Raw genomic sequence first — 16,094 nt, forward strand, 5'->3', positions numbered from 1 at the left:
GGCCCGCACAGGCGGGCACCGCGCTTGCCGCACCACTTTCTGTGGCCGGCCTGGTCGTCACCCGGGGCACCCCACCGCGTCTGGAGGGTTGCCGGCCAGCAAACCGGGGTTTAGCGCTGGCACTCGTGACCTGATTACGAGCGTAAAACAGCGGCGCGTCCCCGAAGGAACGCGCCGCCAATATTACGTGGAATATGACCTGATCAGGGGGCCTGCAGCAGATCGTCGAGGCCGGGATTGAGCCGACGGAGGAACTCCGAGTGGAGGATGCCGTTACTGGCCACCGCATTGCCGCCGAACGGCCCGTCCTGTCCGTCCAGCGAGGTGAAGCGGCCGCCGGCCTCGGTGACGATCGGCACGAGCGCGGCCATGTCATAGAGGTTCAGCTCCGGCTCGCAGGCGAGGTCCACGGCGCCTTCGGCCAGGAGGCAGTAAGACCAGAAATCGCCGTAGGCGCGGGTGCGCCAGACCGTGTCGTGGAGGTTGAGGAACTCGTCCCGCAGGCCGAGCTCCTTCCAGCCGCCCAGGCTGGAGTAGGACAGGGAGGCGTCCTCGAGGCGGTGGACGTCGGACACCTTCAGCCGAGTGGCCGAGGCGAGGGAACGGCCCGTGTAGGCGCCATGGCCCTTGGAAGCCCACCAACGGCGGCCCAGGGCGGGAGCGCTGACGACGCCGACCACCACCTGGTCGTCCTCGATGAGGGCGATCAGCGTGGCCCAGACCGGCACACCGCGCACGAAGTTCTTGGTGCCGTCGATCGGATCGATCACCCAGCGGCGGGAGGAGTGGCCCGTGGTGCCGAACTCCTCGCCGATGACGGAATCCCGCGGCCGGGCCCGGGACAGCTGGGCGCGGATGTACTCCTCGGCGCTCCGGTCCGCATCGCTCACCGGCGTCAGATCAGGCTTGGTCTCGACCTTCAGATCCTGGGCTTTGAAGCGCGCCATGGTCTGGGCATCCACCTGGTCCGCCATGACATGGGCAAGCCGGAGGTCATCGGTGTAGTTCTGGGAGGAGTCCATCATGGGTTAAACCGTACCCACAAAGCACGCATCCCAGCTCATCCGGGGCGTGGACGTGACCGCGCCGTCAGGGAGTGCCGAGCTCCTTGGCTTCGCGTTCCTCCTGCGTTCCGGCGTCCAGCACCCGGCGCAGCGACTCCAGCCGCGAGGCGCCGGCGGGTCCGGCGTGGCCCTCGGCCACCCAGGCGTCCAGGCCGCAGCCGATCGCCTGCGCGCCGTGCTTGCAGCCGCGCTCGCAGGCCTCGGTGCCAGGCGCCAGGTCCGGGAACGCCTGCAGGATGCGCTCGGGATCCACCAGCGCGAGCCCGAAGGAGCGGACACCGGGAGTGTCCACGATCCAGGTCCCGGGCCGTGCTCCCGGCATCTGGAGCGCCAGGGCGGAGCTGGAGGTGTGGCGTCCACGGCCCGTGACCGCGTTGACCTGGCCGGTGGCCCGTTCGGAACCGGTGAGGGCGTTGACCATGGTCGACTTGCCGACGCCGGAGTGCCCCAGGAGGACGCTGACGGAGCCGTCGAGCTCCTCCCGGAGTTCCTCGACGGCGGTGCCCAGCAGGGAGGCGGAGCCGCCGTCGGCGCTCCGGGCGTCGATCCCGCTCGCGCCGGCCTCCGTGGTGCGGCTGATGATGACCTTGAGATCCAGGGCCTGGTAGTTCGCCAGCAGTTCGGCGGGGTCCTTCACATCGGCCTTGGTGATCAGCAGGATGGGCTCGATGCCGGCGTCGTAGGCGGCCACGAGGGCGCGGTCGATGAAACCGGTGCGGGGTTCGGGGTTCGCGGCGGCGACCACGACCACGAGCTTGTCCGCGTTGGCCACGACGACGCGCTCCACCGGATCGGTGTCATCGGCGCTGCGCCGCAGCAGGGTCTTGCGGGGCTCGATCCGCACGAGGCGGGCCAGCGTGTCCGGATCGCCCGAGACGTCGCCCACCAGTGCCACGAAATCACCGACCACCACCGGATTGCGGCGGAGCTCCTTGGCCCGGGCGGCGATGATGGTCCGCTCCTGCGGGGTGCCCTCATCCAGCACGGCGGTGTAGCGTCCGCGGTCCACGGTGATGATGCGCCCGATCACCGCATCCGAATGGCTCGGGCGGTCTTTCGTGCGCGGCCGGGACCCTCGTTTGCTCGGCCGGAGCCGGACATCGGATTCATCCCAGGAGGACAGGGAACGACCGGACTGTCCATGCCCCACGTCAGGAGCCCGCCTGGGCGCCGGGCGCCGTGGTCGGTCCTGTGCTGCCGGCGGCGCCGTCCAGCATGGCTGTCCAGAGTGCAGGGAAATCGGGCATGGTCTTGGCGGTGGTGGCGATGTCCTCCACGAAGGTGTCCGGCACGGCCAGGCCCCAGATGGCGCCCGCGGTGGCCATGCGGTGGTCCGCATAGCTGTCCAGCACGGCGCCGTGCAGGGGAACCGGCCGGATGATCAGACCGTCAGTGGTCTCCTCGGCGTCACCGCCCATGCGGCGGATCTCCGTGACGAGGGCTTCGAGCCGGTTGGTCTCGTGACCGCGGAGATGCGCGATGCCGCTCAGGCGCGACGGCGAGCCGGCCAGGGCGCACAGCGCGGCCACCGTGGGAGCCAGCTCACTCGTGTCCGCGAAGTCGCCGCCCAGGATCCGCGGTCCGCCCTGCACCACGAGGGTGGTGCCGTCCAGGGTGACCGTGGCGCCCATCCGGAGGAGGATGTCCCGCCAGAGGTCGCCCACCTGCGTGGTGGGACTCGGCCAGTGCGGCACCCGGACGGTGCCGCCCGTGACGAGGGCCGCGGCGAGGAAAGGACCCGCGTTACTGAGGTCCTGCTCGATCCGCACGTCGAAGGCGCTGATGGGACCTGGCGAGACGAACCAGTGATCCGGCACGGAGTCGTCCACCGTGACGCCGAGGGAGCGGAGGACCTCGACGGTCATGCGGATGTGGTCCAGGCTGGGCACCGGCTTCCCGGCGTGCTCGATGTGGAGGCCGTCCTCGAAACGGGCGCCGACCAGGAGGAGGGCCGAGACGAACTGGCTGCTGCCGCTCGCGTCGATGATCACGTGGCCGCCGGGGACGGAGCCCTCGCCGCGCACGGTGAAGGGGAGCGCCGCCGGGGCGCCGCCGTCGTCGGACGTCAGGGTGATGCCGAGTGCCGCGAGAGCCTGGATGATCGCGCCCATGGGGCGCTGGCGTGCATGGGGGTCACCGTCGAAGTGGGTGTCACCCCGGCGCAGGGCCGCCAGCGGGGGGACGAATCGCATGACGGTCCCGGCGAGCCCGCAGTCCACGCTCACCGGCGAAGCGGGGGCGTCCTGGGGGATCGGTGAGATGAGCAGATCGGGACCGAAGGACCCGTCCCCGGGGACCTCCTCCACGGTGGCGCCCAGGCTGCGCAGGGCCGCGATCATCAGCGCCGAGTCGCGGGAATGCAGAGGCGCGCGGAGCCGGGAGGGGCCATCGGCCAGGGCGGCGAGCACGAGGTAACGGTTGGTCAGGGATTTGGAACCCGGCACGGAGACGGTCGCGTCGACCGGGCCGGAGGCCAGGGGAGCCGCCCAGGGCTGGGCGGCAGGGACTTGCTGAGGCACGAATCAGTCTCCCTTGGCGGCGCCGGAGCCACCCTCGGGGCGGTTCTGGACGCGCCAGACCAGGCTCGGCTTGCCCGCGGTGTCCACCATGGCCAGCAGGGCGGCGCCGTTAAGCGAGAGGTTCTTCAGCAACTGATGGCGGCGGGCGGCGCGGCCCTCCTTGGTGGTCGCGTCAGCGGCGCGGTAGTCCAGCGCGGTGGTGCAGGCCGCGGAGGCGGCGAGGATCAGGGCGGCGAGGCGGGGCAGCTTGCCGAACGCGAAGAGTGCTCCGGCGCCGAGCTGTGCGCCACCGGCTGCGCGGTTGAGGAAGGCGTCCCCGAGCTCGACCGGCAGGGTGTCCGCCACACGGCGTGCCAGCACGGCGGGCCGGACGGTGGGATCCTGCGCCTTCTTGATCTTGCGGATGCCGTCAGCGATGAAGCTGCTGGCGAGGAGCGGACGGGCAAGGATTCGAACCACGGACACGAGACCTCCTGGAGAGATGGGTTCACCTGGTGGGTCGCGGGACAGGATCGCCCGGACTACCTCTAGTCTTACACCTTTGCGGAATATTTGCGCCGCGGGAGCCGTTGTCCGAAGCAGTGATGACACGAGGAGAAGCCTCGTGCGGAGGATGTTTCAGGAGAGCCCATGCCCGTGGTCTTGGATCGCCCGGCAGCACCCGCGGTGCGGGCCGGTGGTTCCCCGCTTCCGGCGCTGCCCGCGGGGCTAGACTGGGACGCGATGAACACCACGGAATCGGAGAATCCCGGGTCCGGAGCCGCCGCGGCCCGGAAGACGGATGAAGAAGCAACGGGGCGGTCCGCCTCGGACAGCAGTGCGGTGGACGTCGCGTCCGAGAGCGACGATCAGCGACGGGCCCGTTTCGAGCGGGACGCCATGCAGTACGTGGACCAGCTGTATTCGGCGGCCATGCGCATGGCCAGGAACCCTGCCGACGCTGAGGATCTGGTGCAGGAGGCCTATACCAAGGCGTTCTCTGCCTTCCACCAGTACAAGCCCGGAACGAATCTGAAGGCCTGGCTGTACCGCATCCTGACCAATACGTACATCAACCTCTACCGCAAGCGGCAGCGCGAGCCTCTGCAGTCTCATGGCGAGACCATCGAGGACTGGCAGCTGGCGCGGGCGGAGTCCCATACGTCCACCGGCCTCCGTTCCGCAGAGACGGAAGCCCTGGATCACCTGCCGGACTCGGACGTCAAGCGGGCCCTGCAGGCCATTCCGGAGGAATTCCGGCTGGCGGTGTACTTCGCGGACGTCGAAGGCTTCGCCTACAAAGAGATTTCAGAGATCATGAACACCCCGATCGGGACGGTCATGTCCCGCCTGCACCGTGGACGCCGGATGCTCCGCGAGATGCTGGCGGAGTACGCGGCCGAGCGGGGGATCGGCGTGCGGCGCACCGCAGCTGACACGGCACCAGTGGAGAAAGCGAAATGAAAGACTGCCAAGGCCTGGGCGATTGCGAAGACGCCCGTATTGAACGCATCTACGAATACCTCGACGGCGCGCTGCCCCGCGCCGATGTGGAGGAGATCAAAGATCACCTGGCGAACTGCCCCAACTGCCTGGAGCAGCATGACCTCGAATGCATGATCCGCTCCATGGTGAAGCGTTCCTGCACCGAGGCCGCTCCGGATCAGCTCAAGCAGAGCATCCTGGAGAGGATCCACGCCGCCCGCGCTTGATCCCGTGAATCGCCGGGAGTCGCACGCAGTCAGCGGCTGATTCCCGGGGAAGCCCCCGGGCCCGTCCCTCGTGGACAGGCCCGGGGGCTTTCCCGTGCCCTGGCACCGGCCTCGTGGCAGACGGTCTTCCACGGAGTCGCCTATTGTTAATTGTTTAACTTTTTCTGTAACAGTCATTGAAGCGGACTGTGACGATCTGGTCTTGTGGAAGTGATCACACCCCGGCCGACCCGGCCCGGGCGTCCTGTGGTCCTCGCACCTCCACCCTGAAAGGTGACCACCATGAGAAAGAAGATCGTGAGCGCGGCCTCCGCCGGCGCCCTGACCCTGGGTCTGGGACTCTTCGGTGTGCTGCTCCCAGCCGTCCCGGCGCAGGCGGCCATCACGCCGACCGCCACGGACTCCGACGGCGACGGCCTGCCGGACGCCTGGGAGACCAACGGCGTCGACACGGACGGGGACGGGGTCATCGACCTCGACCTTCCCGCACTGGGGGCCGACCCCCACCGGGCGGATCTCTTCGTCGAGCTGGACTACATGCCCGGCCTCCTGCCCTCCACGGCGGAACTCGACAGGATCCGGCAGGGTTTCGCCGACCTTCCCGTCAACAACCCCGACGGCACCACGGGCGTCACCATCCACCTCGACGCGGGATCAGCGCGCGGAGCGGCCTACGACCTGGGCGGCGGCAATGAGATCCCGTACAAGCAGAACCTGAGCGGCGTGGACGAGGTCCGCACGCTCCGGCAGCAGTACTCCGACGCGAACCGTGCCAATGTCTTCCACTACGCGGTGTTCGGGGACAGTTACGGCAGCGGCTCGTCCTCGGGGCAGGCCTGGATCAACGGGCTGGAGCTCCTGGTGACGGTGGGCCCCCGCTACTGGGGCAACGCCAGCAGCGACACCCGTGTGGGAACCTTCATCCACGAGCTCGGGCACAACCTCGGCCTGACGCACGGCGGCGCTGACAACGTCAACAACAAGCCGAACTACCTGAGCATCATGAACTACTCCTATCAGCTGACGGGAGTCCCGCAGACCGCCGGAGGCGCCTACTTCGGCTACTCCACCCGCTCGCAGATCAGCCTCAATGAGGCGGCCCTCAACGAGGCGGCCGGTCTCGGCCCCGCGGCGGCGGGCAATCAGCTGTACTGGTGGACCGGTGGCACCCGGCACCAGGCCCGGGCCGACGCCGCGATCGACTGGAACTGGAACGGGGCCATCAACGCGGGCACCGTGAAGCAGGACATCAACAAGGACAATGCGGTGGGCACCCTGAACGCCCCGAATGATCTGCAGAACCTGAGCCTCGCGGTCGGCACCAAGGGCAAGGCGTACAGCGGCCGGACCGCCCGCAGCGCTCCGGTCCCGCTCGTGGCCGAGACGAATGAACTCACCTACGAACTGGCCCGGCAGCTCCACCCGGACAAGGTCCCGGCCAAGCGCTGAGCGGCGTGAGCGTGCCGAGCGCCGGCTCACACCCTGAACGCCCGACGTCGGCCCTCATCCCGCGCCGATGGCGCGGTTTCGCTCCGGTCCCCTCCATATGGGAGACTTGAGGGCAGCTCTTTGAGAGTCGAGAACAGAAGGAGTCCAGCTATGAGCAAGCGTGCACGCAAGCGTCGTGATCGTAAGCGTGGCGGTGCCAACCACGGCAAGCGCCCCAACACCTGAGACTGACTGCCGCCCGGTGCGGCAGATCATCTCAGCGTGACGCTGAACAGTCGGGCCCTGGAACCATTGCGGTTCCAGGGCCCGAGGCGTCTGTCCGCCGGGTGGGTCCGTGGCGGGATCAGTTCCTGAAGAGCTCCTTGGCGTCGGCTCGGGCCCTGTCCAGGATCATGCGCAGGGATTCCAGCTCGGTCTCCGTCAGCTCGCCGTGGGCTTTGCGGAGCCTCACGAGCATCAGGAGCTCCGACCGGAAGCCCGTGATGAGCTGTTCCGCGGCCTGGCTGAGGGCGGTGGCCCGGGCCTGCGACGCCGACGTTCCCGGCTTCACATACCCGTGGTGCGCGGCCTCGGCGCGGGCCTGGCGGGTGGTGGAGGTCAGTTCCTCGCGGAGGGACCGGATATTGCTCCCGATGTCCTCCCGCAGCGTGTCCGCCAGGCGCCGGACGGAGGCCGAGATGTCGTTCTCCACGCCGGACAGCTCCTCCCGGCGGTTCGCGAGTTCGCGGCGGCCGGCGTCGGTCAGGCTGTAGCTCGTGCGCCGTCCGTCCACCTGGGTGCTGACCAGCCCTTCCTCCTCCAGCTTGGCGAGCCGGGGATAGATGGTCCCGGCGCTGGGGGAGTAGGTCCCGTTGAAGCGGTCGCTGAGGGCCTTGATGAGGTCGTAGCCGTGTTTGGCGCCGTCCTCCAGCAGGGCCAGAAGGTAGAGACGCAAGGCGCCGTGGGCGAAGACGGGGGGCATTACAGTTCTCCTTCCTCGTCCGGGGCGTGCACCACCGAGACGTCGCCGGACACGGAGTTGGTGCGGAGCACCAGGAGGTGTTCCTCCGGTCCGACGATCGTGGCGACCGTGTTCTTCACGGGCATGTACCGCTGCGTGTCGATGGTGACCTGGCCGGAGCCGGTCTTGGCCTTCAGGTCGACGCCCACGGTGTGGGGGAGACGGATGGTCATGTCGCCCGAGACGGTGTTGGCCCCGATGTCCTGCGTGTCCGCGGAGACGTCCAGGAGGATCTCGCCGCTGACGTTGTTGAGCCGGACGTGGTTGAGCGCGCCCGTGGCCGTGACGGCTCCGGACACGGTGTTCACGGACAGGCTGCCGTGGTGATTGCGCACGATCGCCTCGCCGCTGACCGAGTTCACGTCCAGGTGGGAGGCGGTCCGGTCGGCCACCACATCGCCGGAGACGGTGTTGAGGGAGGTCTTGGCCGTGGTGCCGGAGACCAGCCCGTTGCCGGCGACGGTGGACGCGTCCACCTGGATGCCGGCGGGAACGGCGATGCTGATGATGACCGAGTTCTCCTGGGACTGGGTGACGGTGTTCATGACGTTCTTGAACCAGCCCTGAGGGCCCGGTTCCTGGTGCCGGACTTCGAGGCGTCCGGCGTTGAAACTGACATCGAGGGGATCACCGGAGATCTCGGAGACCTCGATGCGGGTGAGGCTGTCGTCGTGGGTGACCACGTCGAAGCGCCCGTGCACGATGCCGAGCTTCAGGGATGTCACACCTTCGATGTCGATCGTCTGCGGACCGGTGACGGCCCAGCGTTCCTCTGCCATGCTCTCCTCCTCGGATCTTGCGATATATCGCGTTTGTGATTTCACGATATATCGCGATATATCTCGAGTCAAGAGGTTCCTTAAACGCACTGAGTGCTCAGTTGTTGCGGGTGTCGGCGTCCGACACCCGCAACAACTGAGCACTCAGTGGAAGAAGGGAGGGTCAGTCCGTGGGCTCCGCGATCTTGAGCCACTGGAACCAGCCGCGGTGCAGGACGAGCCATGCCATCAGCCCGTACCCGGCCTGGCCCGGAGCGCCGGCATTGGCCGCCAGGTCGTTGCGCCACTGCTCGTGATTGAGCAGGGGAGCGAAGGTGTCGACATACAGGTGGTGCCGGCGAGTGGTCACATCGGCGAAGGCCGTGTTGAGTTCTGCCAGGCGCCGGTTCTTGGCGGGGTCGAGGCTGGGGGGAGGACCCACCACGAAGACGGAGACGCTCGCCTGCGACGCGTGGTCCAGGATGTTCGCCAGATTCAGGCGACTGCGCGCGGTGGAGAGCCCGAAGTCGATGTCCCGTCCGGAGAGGCCGATCACCAGGCGGTTCTCGTAGCCCTGACCGAAACGGCGGCCCGTCTCATCCGCCCAGCGCGCGGACAGGCCCTCGGTGCCCTCTTCGGGACACGGGAGCGAATAGCTCTCCAGGGCGAACTGGTCCCGCGGCGTGCGCGCCAGGACTCGTCCGTACCAGCCCAGCGCGCGGGGGTCGCCGAGTCCTGCCAGCAGTTCGTCGCCGATCGCGGCGATTCGAAGTTTCCTGTCCTCCACAATGTCCTTTCGCGCAGCTGAAGCGCCGTGTCCGGCGCAGCGTCCCCACTCCATTAAACGACAGACGCCCGCCGCCTGCGCCACGAAGCGCAGGTGACGGGCGTCTGAATGCCGCGACGCGCCGTCGTCGTCAGCCATAGGGCGGAGACGACGACGGCGCGTCGGCAGGGTCAGGCGCGGTGGTCGAAGGCCTGCTGCAGGAGCAGTGCGTTCTCGGCCGCGTGCCGCTTGCCGGTGCCGGCCGCGGTCGAGGCGGAAGCACGGCGGCTGACCAGGCGGACCGGGCGGTCCAGGGACGGCACCAGGTTCAGGGCCATGAAGCTCCACGGGCCCTGGTTGGCGGGCTCGTCCTGGGCCCAGACCACATCGGCGTTCGGGTACTTCGCCAGCTCCGCGCGGATCTCCTCTTCGGGCAGCGGGTAGAGCTGCTCGACGCGGACGATCGCCGTGCTGGAGTCCTGGGACTTGTCCCGGTTCGCCAGCAGGTCGTAGTACAGGCGTCCTGCCACCAGGATGACCCGCTTCACGGCAGCCGGATCCAGCTCGGCGTGATCGCCGATCACCGGCTGGAAGCCGCCCGTGGTGAAGTCGGTCACCGAGCTGGCGGCGCCCTTCAGGCGGAGGAGCTGCTTCGGGGTGAAGACGATCAGCGGCTTGTGCGGGCGGCTGTAGGCATGGCGGCGCAGGAGGTGGAAGTGGTTCGCCGCGGTCGTCGGCTCCGCCACCACCATGTTGTTCTCCGCGCACATCTGGAGGAAGCGCTCGATGCGGGCCGAGGAGTGGTCCGGGCCCTGGCCCTCGTAGCCGTGCGGCAGCATGAGGACGAGCGAGGAGCGCTGGCCCCACTTCTGCTCGGCGGAGGAGATGAACTCGTCGATCACGGTCTGGGCGCCGTTCACGAAGTCACCGAACTGCGCCTCCCACATGACGAGAGCATCCGGACGCTCGACGGAGTAGCCGTACTCGAAGCCCATGGCCGCGTATTCGGAGAGCAGCGAGTCGTAGATCCAGAGCTTGGCCTGGTCCTCGGAGAGGCTGTCCAGCGGAGCCCATTCCTGGCCGGTCTTGCGGTCGTGGAACACCGCGTGGCGCTGCACGAACGTGCCGCGGCGGGAATCCTGGCCGGTGAGACGGACAGGGACGCCCTCCATGACGAGCGAGCCGAAGGCCGCGATCTCGCCGAAGCCCCAGTCGATGCCGCCGTCGACGGACATCTGCGCACGCTTCTCAAGCAGCTGCTTGAGCTTGGGGTGGACGGTGAAGCCCTCGGGGATGTTGAGGAAGGCCTTGCCGATGTGGGCGAGGGTCTGCGCGCTGATCGCGGTGGTGCTCGGCGTGTTGACCATGCCGTCGTTGCGCTGGGCCATCGGCCGCTCGATGCCGGACACGGCCGCGGAATCGGAGGTGATGACCGGGATCGGGGAGGTCTGGGCGGCGTGGGTTTCCGCGAAGACCCGCTCCAGGCGCTCCTGGTAGTCGCGCAGCAGCTGCTCCGCCTCTTCCTCGGTGATGTCGCCACGGCCGATCAGGGCCTCGGTGTACAGCTTGCGGACGCTGCGCTTGGCTTCGATCAGGTTGTACATGAGCGGCTGGGTCATCGAGGGGTCATCTCCCTCGTTGTGACCGCGGCGGCGGTAGCAGACCATGTCGATCACGACGTCCTTGTGGAACCGCTCGCGGAACTCGAAGGCCAGCTGTGCCACGCGGACCACGGCCTCCGGGTCGTCGCCGTTCACGTGGAACACCGGCGCCTGAATCATCTTGGCGACGTCCGTGGAATACGTGGAGGACCGCGAGGAGGACGGCGACGTGGTGAAGCCGACCTGGTTGTTCACGATCACGTGGATGGTGCCACCGGTGCGGTAGCCGCGCAGCTGGGAGAGGTTGAGCGTCTCCGCCACCACGCCCTGGCCCGCGAAGGCCGCGTCGCCGTGGACCAGGATGGGCAGGACCGGGAAGGCGGTGCCCTGGTCGAGAAGGTCCTGCTTGGCGCGGACGATGCCTTCCAGCACCGAGTCCACGGCCTCCAGGTGGGACGGGTTGGCGGCCAGGTACACCTTGGTGGTGTTGCCCGACTCGGAGGTGAAGGTGCCCTCGGTGCCGAGGTGGTACTTCACGTCACCGGAACCCTGGACGCTGCGCGGGTCCTGCGTGCCTTCGAACTCGCGGAACACCTGGGCGTAGGTCTTGCCGGCGATGTTGGTCAGCACGTTGAGGCGGCCACGGTGGGCCATGCCGATCGCGACCTCGTCGAGGCCCTTGTCCGCGGCGTCCGAGATGATGGCGTCCAGCAGCGGGATGAGGGACTCGCCGCCTTCCAGGGAGAAGCGCTTCTGGCCGACGAACTTGGTCTGCAGGAAGGTCTCGAAGGCCTCCGCGGCGTTCAGGCGGGAGACGATGCGCAGCTGCTCTTCCCGGCTCGGCTTGGAGTACGGGTGCTCCAGCTCATCCTGGAACCACTGGCGCTCCTCGGGATCCTGGATGTGCATGTACTCGATGCCGGTGGTGCGGCAGTAGGCGTCGCGCAGCACGCCGAGGATGGTGCGGAACTTGAGGAACTGCTTGCCGCCGAAGCCTCCGGTGGGCCACTCGCGGTCCAGGTCCCAGAGGGTCAGGCCGTGGTTGAGCACATCCAGGTCCGGGTGCTTGCGCTGGACGTACTCGAGCGGATCGGTGTCCGCCATGAGGTGGCCGCGCACGCGGTAGGAGTGGATGAGCTGCTGGATGCGGGCGACCTTGTTGATCTCGTCGGCCGGGTCGACCTGGACGTCCGGGCTCCAGCGCACGGGCTCGTACGGGATGCGGAGCTCTTCGAAGATCTCGTCGTAGAAGTTCTGCTCTCCCAGCAGGAGCTGGTGGACGATCCGCAGGAACTCGCCCGAACCGGCGCCCTGGATGACGCGGTGGTCATAGGTGGAGGTCAGGGTGATGATCTTGCCCACGGCCATCTCGGCGAGCTTCTTCTCGCTGGAGCCCTGGAACTCGGCCGGGTACTCGAGAGCGCCGACGCCGATGATCGCGGCCTGGCCCTTGGACAGACGCGGGACCGAGTGCACCGTTCCGATGCCGCCGGGGTTGGTGAGGGAGACCGTGGTGCCGGAGTGGTCGTCGGCGGTCAGCTTGCCGTTGCGGGCGCGCTTGATGAGGTCCTCATAGGTGCGCCAGAACTCGGCGAACCGCAGGGTCTCGGCCTTCTTGATGTTCGGCACCACGAGCAGGCGGCTGCCGTCCGGCCGGGGCATGTCGATCGCGATGCCGAAGTTCACGTGGGCGTTCTCGACCGCGACCGGCTTGCCGTCCTGCACGTCGTACGTGACGTTCATGGAGGGGAACTGCTTGAGCGCCTTGACCACGGCGAAGCCGATGAGGTGCGTGAAGGAGACCTTGCCACCACGGGCGCGGGCCAGGTGGTTGTTGATGACCACGCGGTTGTCGATCAGGAGCTTGGCCGGGACGGCGCGCACACTGGTCGCCGTGGGCACCTCGAGGCTGGTGATCATGTTGGCCGCGATGGCCTTCGCCGGGCCGCGGAGGACCTGGACCACGTTCTCCTCCTGCGGGCCGGATTCCGCGGGAGCGCTCTTGGGCAGCTGGGCGGGGATGGGCGCGGTGGCCGTGGTGCGGTTGCCATCCTTCGCGACGACGCGCGGCGGGGCCTTGGGCGCGGGCGCGGCGGGGGCGCTCTGGGCCGATTCAGCCTGGGCCGGGCTTCCCTGGGCCGGGGTGGCGGGTGCCGGAGCGGCAGGCGCCGGTGCTGCGGCGGCGGGCGGCGCCGTCGCGGGAGCAGATGAGGCGGGGGCCTCGGTCGCAGTGGCGGTCTTGGTCGCCGTGGCCACGGTCGGCAGCACCTGAGTCTGCGTCGACGGGGCCGGGTTGCCTGAACCGTAGTTCTCGAAGACAGACCACCACTTGGAGTCCACAGAGTTCTTGTCTTTCAGAAACTGCTCGTAGAGCTCATCTACAAGCCACTCATTTCCGCCGAACTCTTCGGGTAGACGGTGGTTTGGCTGCTCTGGCACGTGATACGCCTCTTCCATTTTTGTTTGCCCGCTGGAATGAGAGCCGGCCTCGGTGCCGGCCTGGTCCAGTGCCGGGTTGCGTGAACCCAGACCTTTGCCAGTCTAGTGACGAGGCTTGCTGAGGGCTAATCTACAGAGCGTAAAAGTTTGCGTGCCATCCGGGCCCTCCTCTGGATAGACTGGTGTTCTTATGGACAGTCATTCCAGGTGCCGGCCTGGACGCTCCCGACGCCGCCGCAGCCATGCTGCCCCCGCGGCGTCCGATCCAGCCGGCAGACCCCGATCCCATGCCCATCCACCCACCCGCGGACTGACCGCTGCCAGTCGAGGGGGTGACCACGCTCCATGGAATGGCTCTTCCTCGTCTTCGGCATCCTGCTGATCTTCGGCACCGGCTTCTTCGTGGCCGTGGAATTCTCCCTCGTGGCACTCGATCAGGCACAGGTCCAGGCCGCCGTCGACGACGGCGACGAGGCCGCGAAGCCCTTGCTGGCCTGCCTGAAGTCCCTCTCCACCCAGCTGTCCAGCTGTCAGCTGGGCATCACCCTGACCACGCTCCTCACCGGTTACGTGCTGGAGCCGTCAGTCGGCAGTCTGCTGAAGGAACCCCTCCGGGGCCTCGGCATCGCCGATCCGACGCCGGTGTCCCTCGTGATCGCGATGATCGCGGCCACCGTGTTCTCCATGATCCTGGGCGAGCTGGTGCCCAAGAACCTCGCGATCGCCCAGGCGATGGCGGTCGGCAAGGCCGTGGCACGCCCGCAGCTGGTGTTCACCATGATCTTCAAGCCCGCGATCATCGTTCTCAACGGCTTCTCCAACAAGGTGCTCGGCATCTTCGGCCTGGAGGCCAAGGAGGAGATCTCCGGAGCGCGCACCCCGGACGAGCTCGCCTCGCTCGTGCGCCGTTCCGCGGAGATGGGGACGCTGGATCCCGGCACCGCCGAATTCCTGGCACGGACCCTGCGCTTCTCCGACAAGACCGCGGCCGATGTCATGACCCCGCGTTTCCGCATGGAGACGCTGGATGCGGTGGAGCCGGTGACGGCCGTCGTCGACGCGGCCCGCGCCACCGGCTATTCCCGCTTCCCCGTCACCGGAGAGTCCGTGGACGACATCAGGGGAGTGGTGCATATCAAGAAGGCCGTGGCCGTGCCGACGGTCAAGCGTGCCGAGCTGGAGGTCGGGTCCCTCATGACCGAGGTGTTCCGGGTTCCGGAGACCATCCCGCTGGACGATCTGATCGCCGAGCTGCGGGCCTCCAATATGCAGCTGGCCGTGGTGCTGGACGAATACGGTGGCACCGCCGGCGTCGTGACGCTGGAGGACCTGGTCGAGGAGATCGTGGGCGAGGTCGCCGATGAGCATGACCGGCGGAGGCCGGGTGTGCTCCAGGGCGCCGACGGCCGCTGGTTCTTCCCGGGCCTCCTGCGTCCGGACGAGGTCGGCGCTCAGATCAAGGGCCTCGTGATCCCCGAGGACGGTTCCTACGAAACGGTGGGTGGCTTCGTGATGAGCAGCCTGGGACGCATCCCGGTGGCCGGCGATCACGTGGCGGTCCACGGCGGCGAACTGCGCGTCGTGCGGATGGACGGACGCCGGGTGGACCGGCTCGCCTTCCTGCCCCGTGACGAGGAGACCGGAGAGGGGGCACGCCATGAGTGACTGGATGGGAATCCTCTGGCTGGTGGTGCTGCTGCTCGGCAACGCCTTCTTCGTGGCGGCCGAGTTCGCCATCATGTCCGCCCGGCGCAGCCAGATCGAGCCTTTGGCCGAGGCGGGGTCGCGACGCGCGGCCACCACCTTGAAGGCCATGGAACAGGTCTCGCTCATGCTCGCCTGTGCGCAGCTCGGCATCACGGTGTGCTCGCTGCTGATCCTGCAGGTGGCCGAACCGGCCATCCATCACCTGATCGCGGAGCCGCTGGAGCATCTGGGCATTCCGGAGACGCTCGCCGGCGCGCTGGCGTTCGCCGCGGCACTGATCGTGGTGACCTTCCTGCACGTGACCTTCGGCGAGATGGTGCCGAAGAACATCTCGGTGTCCGCCGCGGACAAGGCGGCCCTGCTGCTGGCCCCGGTGCTGGCGGCGCTGGCGACCATGCTCCGTCCGGTCGTGGCCACGCTGAACTGGTGCGCCAACCACGTGCTGAAGCTCATGCGCGTGGAACCGAAGGATGAGGTGACGTCCACCTTCACCCTCGAAGAGGTGCAGTCGATCGTCCACGAATCCACGCGGCACGGCCTCGTGGAGGACGACGCCGGCCTGCTCACCGGTGCTCTGGAGTTCTCCGAGCGCCGCGCGTCCCAGGTCATGGTCCCGCTGGACCGGCTGGCCACGCTCAGCGAGGACGCCACCCCGCAGCAGTTCGAGCGGATGGTCGCCCGGACCGGGTACTCCCGCATCCTGCTGAAGGACGACGAGGGAGAGCTGTCCGGTTACCTCCACATCAAGGACGTCATCTCCATTCCGGAGTCCCAGTACGACCAGCCCATCGCCGTGGTCCGCCAGCGTTCGCTGGTGAACATCGACCCGGAGATGGAGATCGAGGACGTGCTGGCCCGGATGCAGAAGAGCGGGTCCCATGTGGCCCGGGTGGTGGACGGGCAGGGTCACACCCTGGGCGTCCTCTTCCTCGAGGACGTCATCGAGGAGCTCGTGGGCGAGATCCAGGACGAGACCCAGGCGAAGGACGCCGTGCGGTACTGGGAGAGCCAGCGGGCGCACGAGGATCAGTGAGTTCCGCCCTTAAATGGAAATGATTCTCATTTAGGTCTAGGCTGGGGGAAGCAACCTTCCCCCAGCC

Annotated in this window: 14 protein-coding genes and 1 riboswitch; of the genes, 6 read left to right on the forward strand and 8 right to left on the reverse strand. The window is 68.0% G+C overall.

Going from position 1 to position 16,094, the window contains the following annotated elements:
* Nucleotides 1–15 precede the first annotated feature (15 nt).
* Nucleotides 16–131: riboswitch (SAM riboswitch) on the reverse strand.
* Nucleotides 132–203: 72 nt separating this feature from the next.
* The 4 genes from hisN to AB6732_RS03370 form a co-directional block, all read right to left on the reverse strand.
* Entirely contained in the window at nucleotides 204–1,025 is an 822-nt protein-coding gene (gene hisN, locus AB6732_RS03355; RefSeq protein ID WP_370958286.1) for a histidinol-phosphatase, read from the reverse strand.
* 64 nt (nucleotides 1,026–1,089) lie between these two features.
* The gene (locus AB6732_RS03360; protein ID WP_370958288.1) at nucleotides 1,090–2,214 is read right to left on the reverse strand and encodes a ribosome small subunit-dependent GTPase A; all 1,125 of its coding nucleotides are present in this window, start codon (nucleotides 2,212–2,214) and stop codon (nucleotides 1,090–1,092) included.
* A gap of 1 nt (nucleotide 2,215) precedes the next feature.
* Nucleotides 2,216–3,583 carry a 3-phosphoshikimate 1-carboxyvinyltransferase gene (gene aroA / locus AB6732_RS03365; RefSeq protein ID WP_370958290.1) on the reverse strand — a complete coding sequence of 456 codons (1,368 nt, stop codon included), beginning with the start codon at nucleotides 3,581–3,583 and terminating at the stop codon, nucleotides 2,216–2,218.
* A 3-nt stretch (nucleotides 3,584–3,586) separates the two neighbouring features.
* Nucleotides 3,587–4,048, reverse strand: a complete 462-nt coding sequence (locus AB6732_RS03370) for a DoxX family membrane protein (protein ID WP_370958292.1) — start codon at nucleotides 4,046–4,048, stop codon at nucleotides 3,587–3,589.
* A 165-nt stretch (nucleotides 4,049–4,213) separates the two neighbouring features.
* Between AB6732_RS03370 and AB6732_RS03375 the strand changes: the two genes are divergently transcribed.
* From AB6732_RS03375 to AB6732_RS03390, 4 genes are all read left to right on the forward strand, one after another.
* A complete protein-coding gene (locus tag AB6732_RS03375) occupies nucleotides 4,214–5,026 on the forward strand; it encodes a sigma-70 family RNA polymerase sigma factor (protein ID WP_370958294.1) in 813 nt (270 codons plus the stop codon).
* On the forward strand, nucleotides 5,023–5,274 hold the full coding sequence (gene rsrA, locus AB6732_RS03380; protein WP_066211000.1) for a mycothiol system anti-sigma-R factor: 252 nt from the start codon (nucleotides 5,023–5,025) through the stop codon (nucleotides 5,272–5,274). The genes AB6732_RS03375 and rsrA overlap by 4 nt, the downstream gene beginning before the upstream one ends.
* 282 nt (nucleotides 5,275–5,556) lie before the next feature.
* Entirely contained in the window at nucleotides 5,557–6,723 is a 1,167-nt protein-coding gene (locus AB6732_RS03385) for a zinc-dependent metalloprotease family protein (RefSeq protein ID WP_370958297.1), read from the forward strand.
* A 150-nt stretch (nucleotides 6,724–6,873) separates the two neighbouring features.
* Nucleotides 6,874–6,948, forward strand: a complete 75-nt coding sequence (locus tag AB6732_RS03390; protein ID WP_369299106.1) for a 50S ribosomal protein bL37 — start codon at nucleotides 6,874–6,876, stop codon at nucleotides 6,946–6,948.
* 118 nt (nucleotides 6,949–7,066) lie between these two features.
* On the opposite strand, the gene AB6732_RS03395 is transcribed toward AB6732_RS03390, so the two are convergent.
* From AB6732_RS03395 to AB6732_RS03410, 4 genes are all read right to left on the reverse strand, one after another.
* Complete coding sequence (locus AB6732_RS03395) at nucleotides 7,067–7,684, reverse strand: PadR family transcriptional regulator (protein ID WP_370958299.1); 618 nt, start codon at nucleotides 7,682–7,684, stop codon at nucleotides 7,067–7,069.
* A complete protein-coding gene (locus tag AB6732_RS03400; RefSeq protein ID WP_370958301.1) occupies nucleotides 7,684–8,502 on the reverse strand; it encodes a DUF4097 domain-containing protein in 819 nt (272 codons plus the stop codon). The genes AB6732_RS03395 and AB6732_RS03400 overlap by 1 nt, the downstream gene beginning before the upstream one ends.
* A 163-nt stretch (nucleotides 8,503–8,665) precedes the next feature.
* Nucleotides 8,666–9,268: a GDSL-type esterase/lipase family protein gene (locus tag AB6732_RS03405; RefSeq protein ID WP_278266808.1), complete on the reverse strand. Its 603-nt coding sequence runs from the start codon at nucleotides 9,266–9,268 to the stop codon at nucleotides 8,666–8,668.
* A 170-nt stretch (nucleotides 9,269–9,438) separates the two neighbouring features.
* Nucleotides 9,439–13,287, reverse strand: coding sequence for a multifunctional oxoglutarate decarboxylase/oxoglutarate dehydrogenase thiamine pyrophosphate-binding subunit/dihydrolipoyllysine-residue succinyltransferase subunit (locus tag AB6732_RS03410; protein WP_370958303.1), 3,849 nt, complete (start codon nucleotides 13,285–13,287; stop codon nucleotides 9,439–9,441).
* A 345-nt stretch (nucleotides 13,288–13,632) separates the two neighbouring features.
* On the opposite strand from AB6732_RS03410, the gene AB6732_RS03415 reads away from it, so the two are divergent.
* Together AB6732_RS03415 and AB6732_RS03420 are read left to right on the forward strand one after the other, a co-directional pair.
* Nucleotides 13,633–14,952 (forward strand): hemolysin family protein, encoded by a 1,320-nt coding sequence (locus tag AB6732_RS03415; RefSeq protein ID WP_370958305.1) that lies wholly within the window; start codon nucleotides 13,633–13,635, stop codon nucleotides 14,950–14,952.
* Nucleotides 14,945–16,027 carry a hemolysin family protein gene (locus tag AB6732_RS03420; protein WP_370958307.1) on the forward strand — a complete coding sequence of 361 codons (1,083 nt, stop codon included), beginning with the start codon at nucleotides 14,945–14,947 and terminating at the stop codon, nucleotides 16,025–16,027. Before AB6732_RS03415 ends, AB6732_RS03420 begins: the two co-directional genes overlap by 8 nt.
* Nucleotides 16,028–16,094: the final 67 nt, after the last annotated feature.

The sequence above is a fragment of the Arthrobacter sp. RCC_34 genome, from assembly GCF_041360795.1.
GTDB lineage: Bacteria > Actinomycetota > Actinomycetes > Actinomycetales > Micrococcaceae > Arthrobacter_E.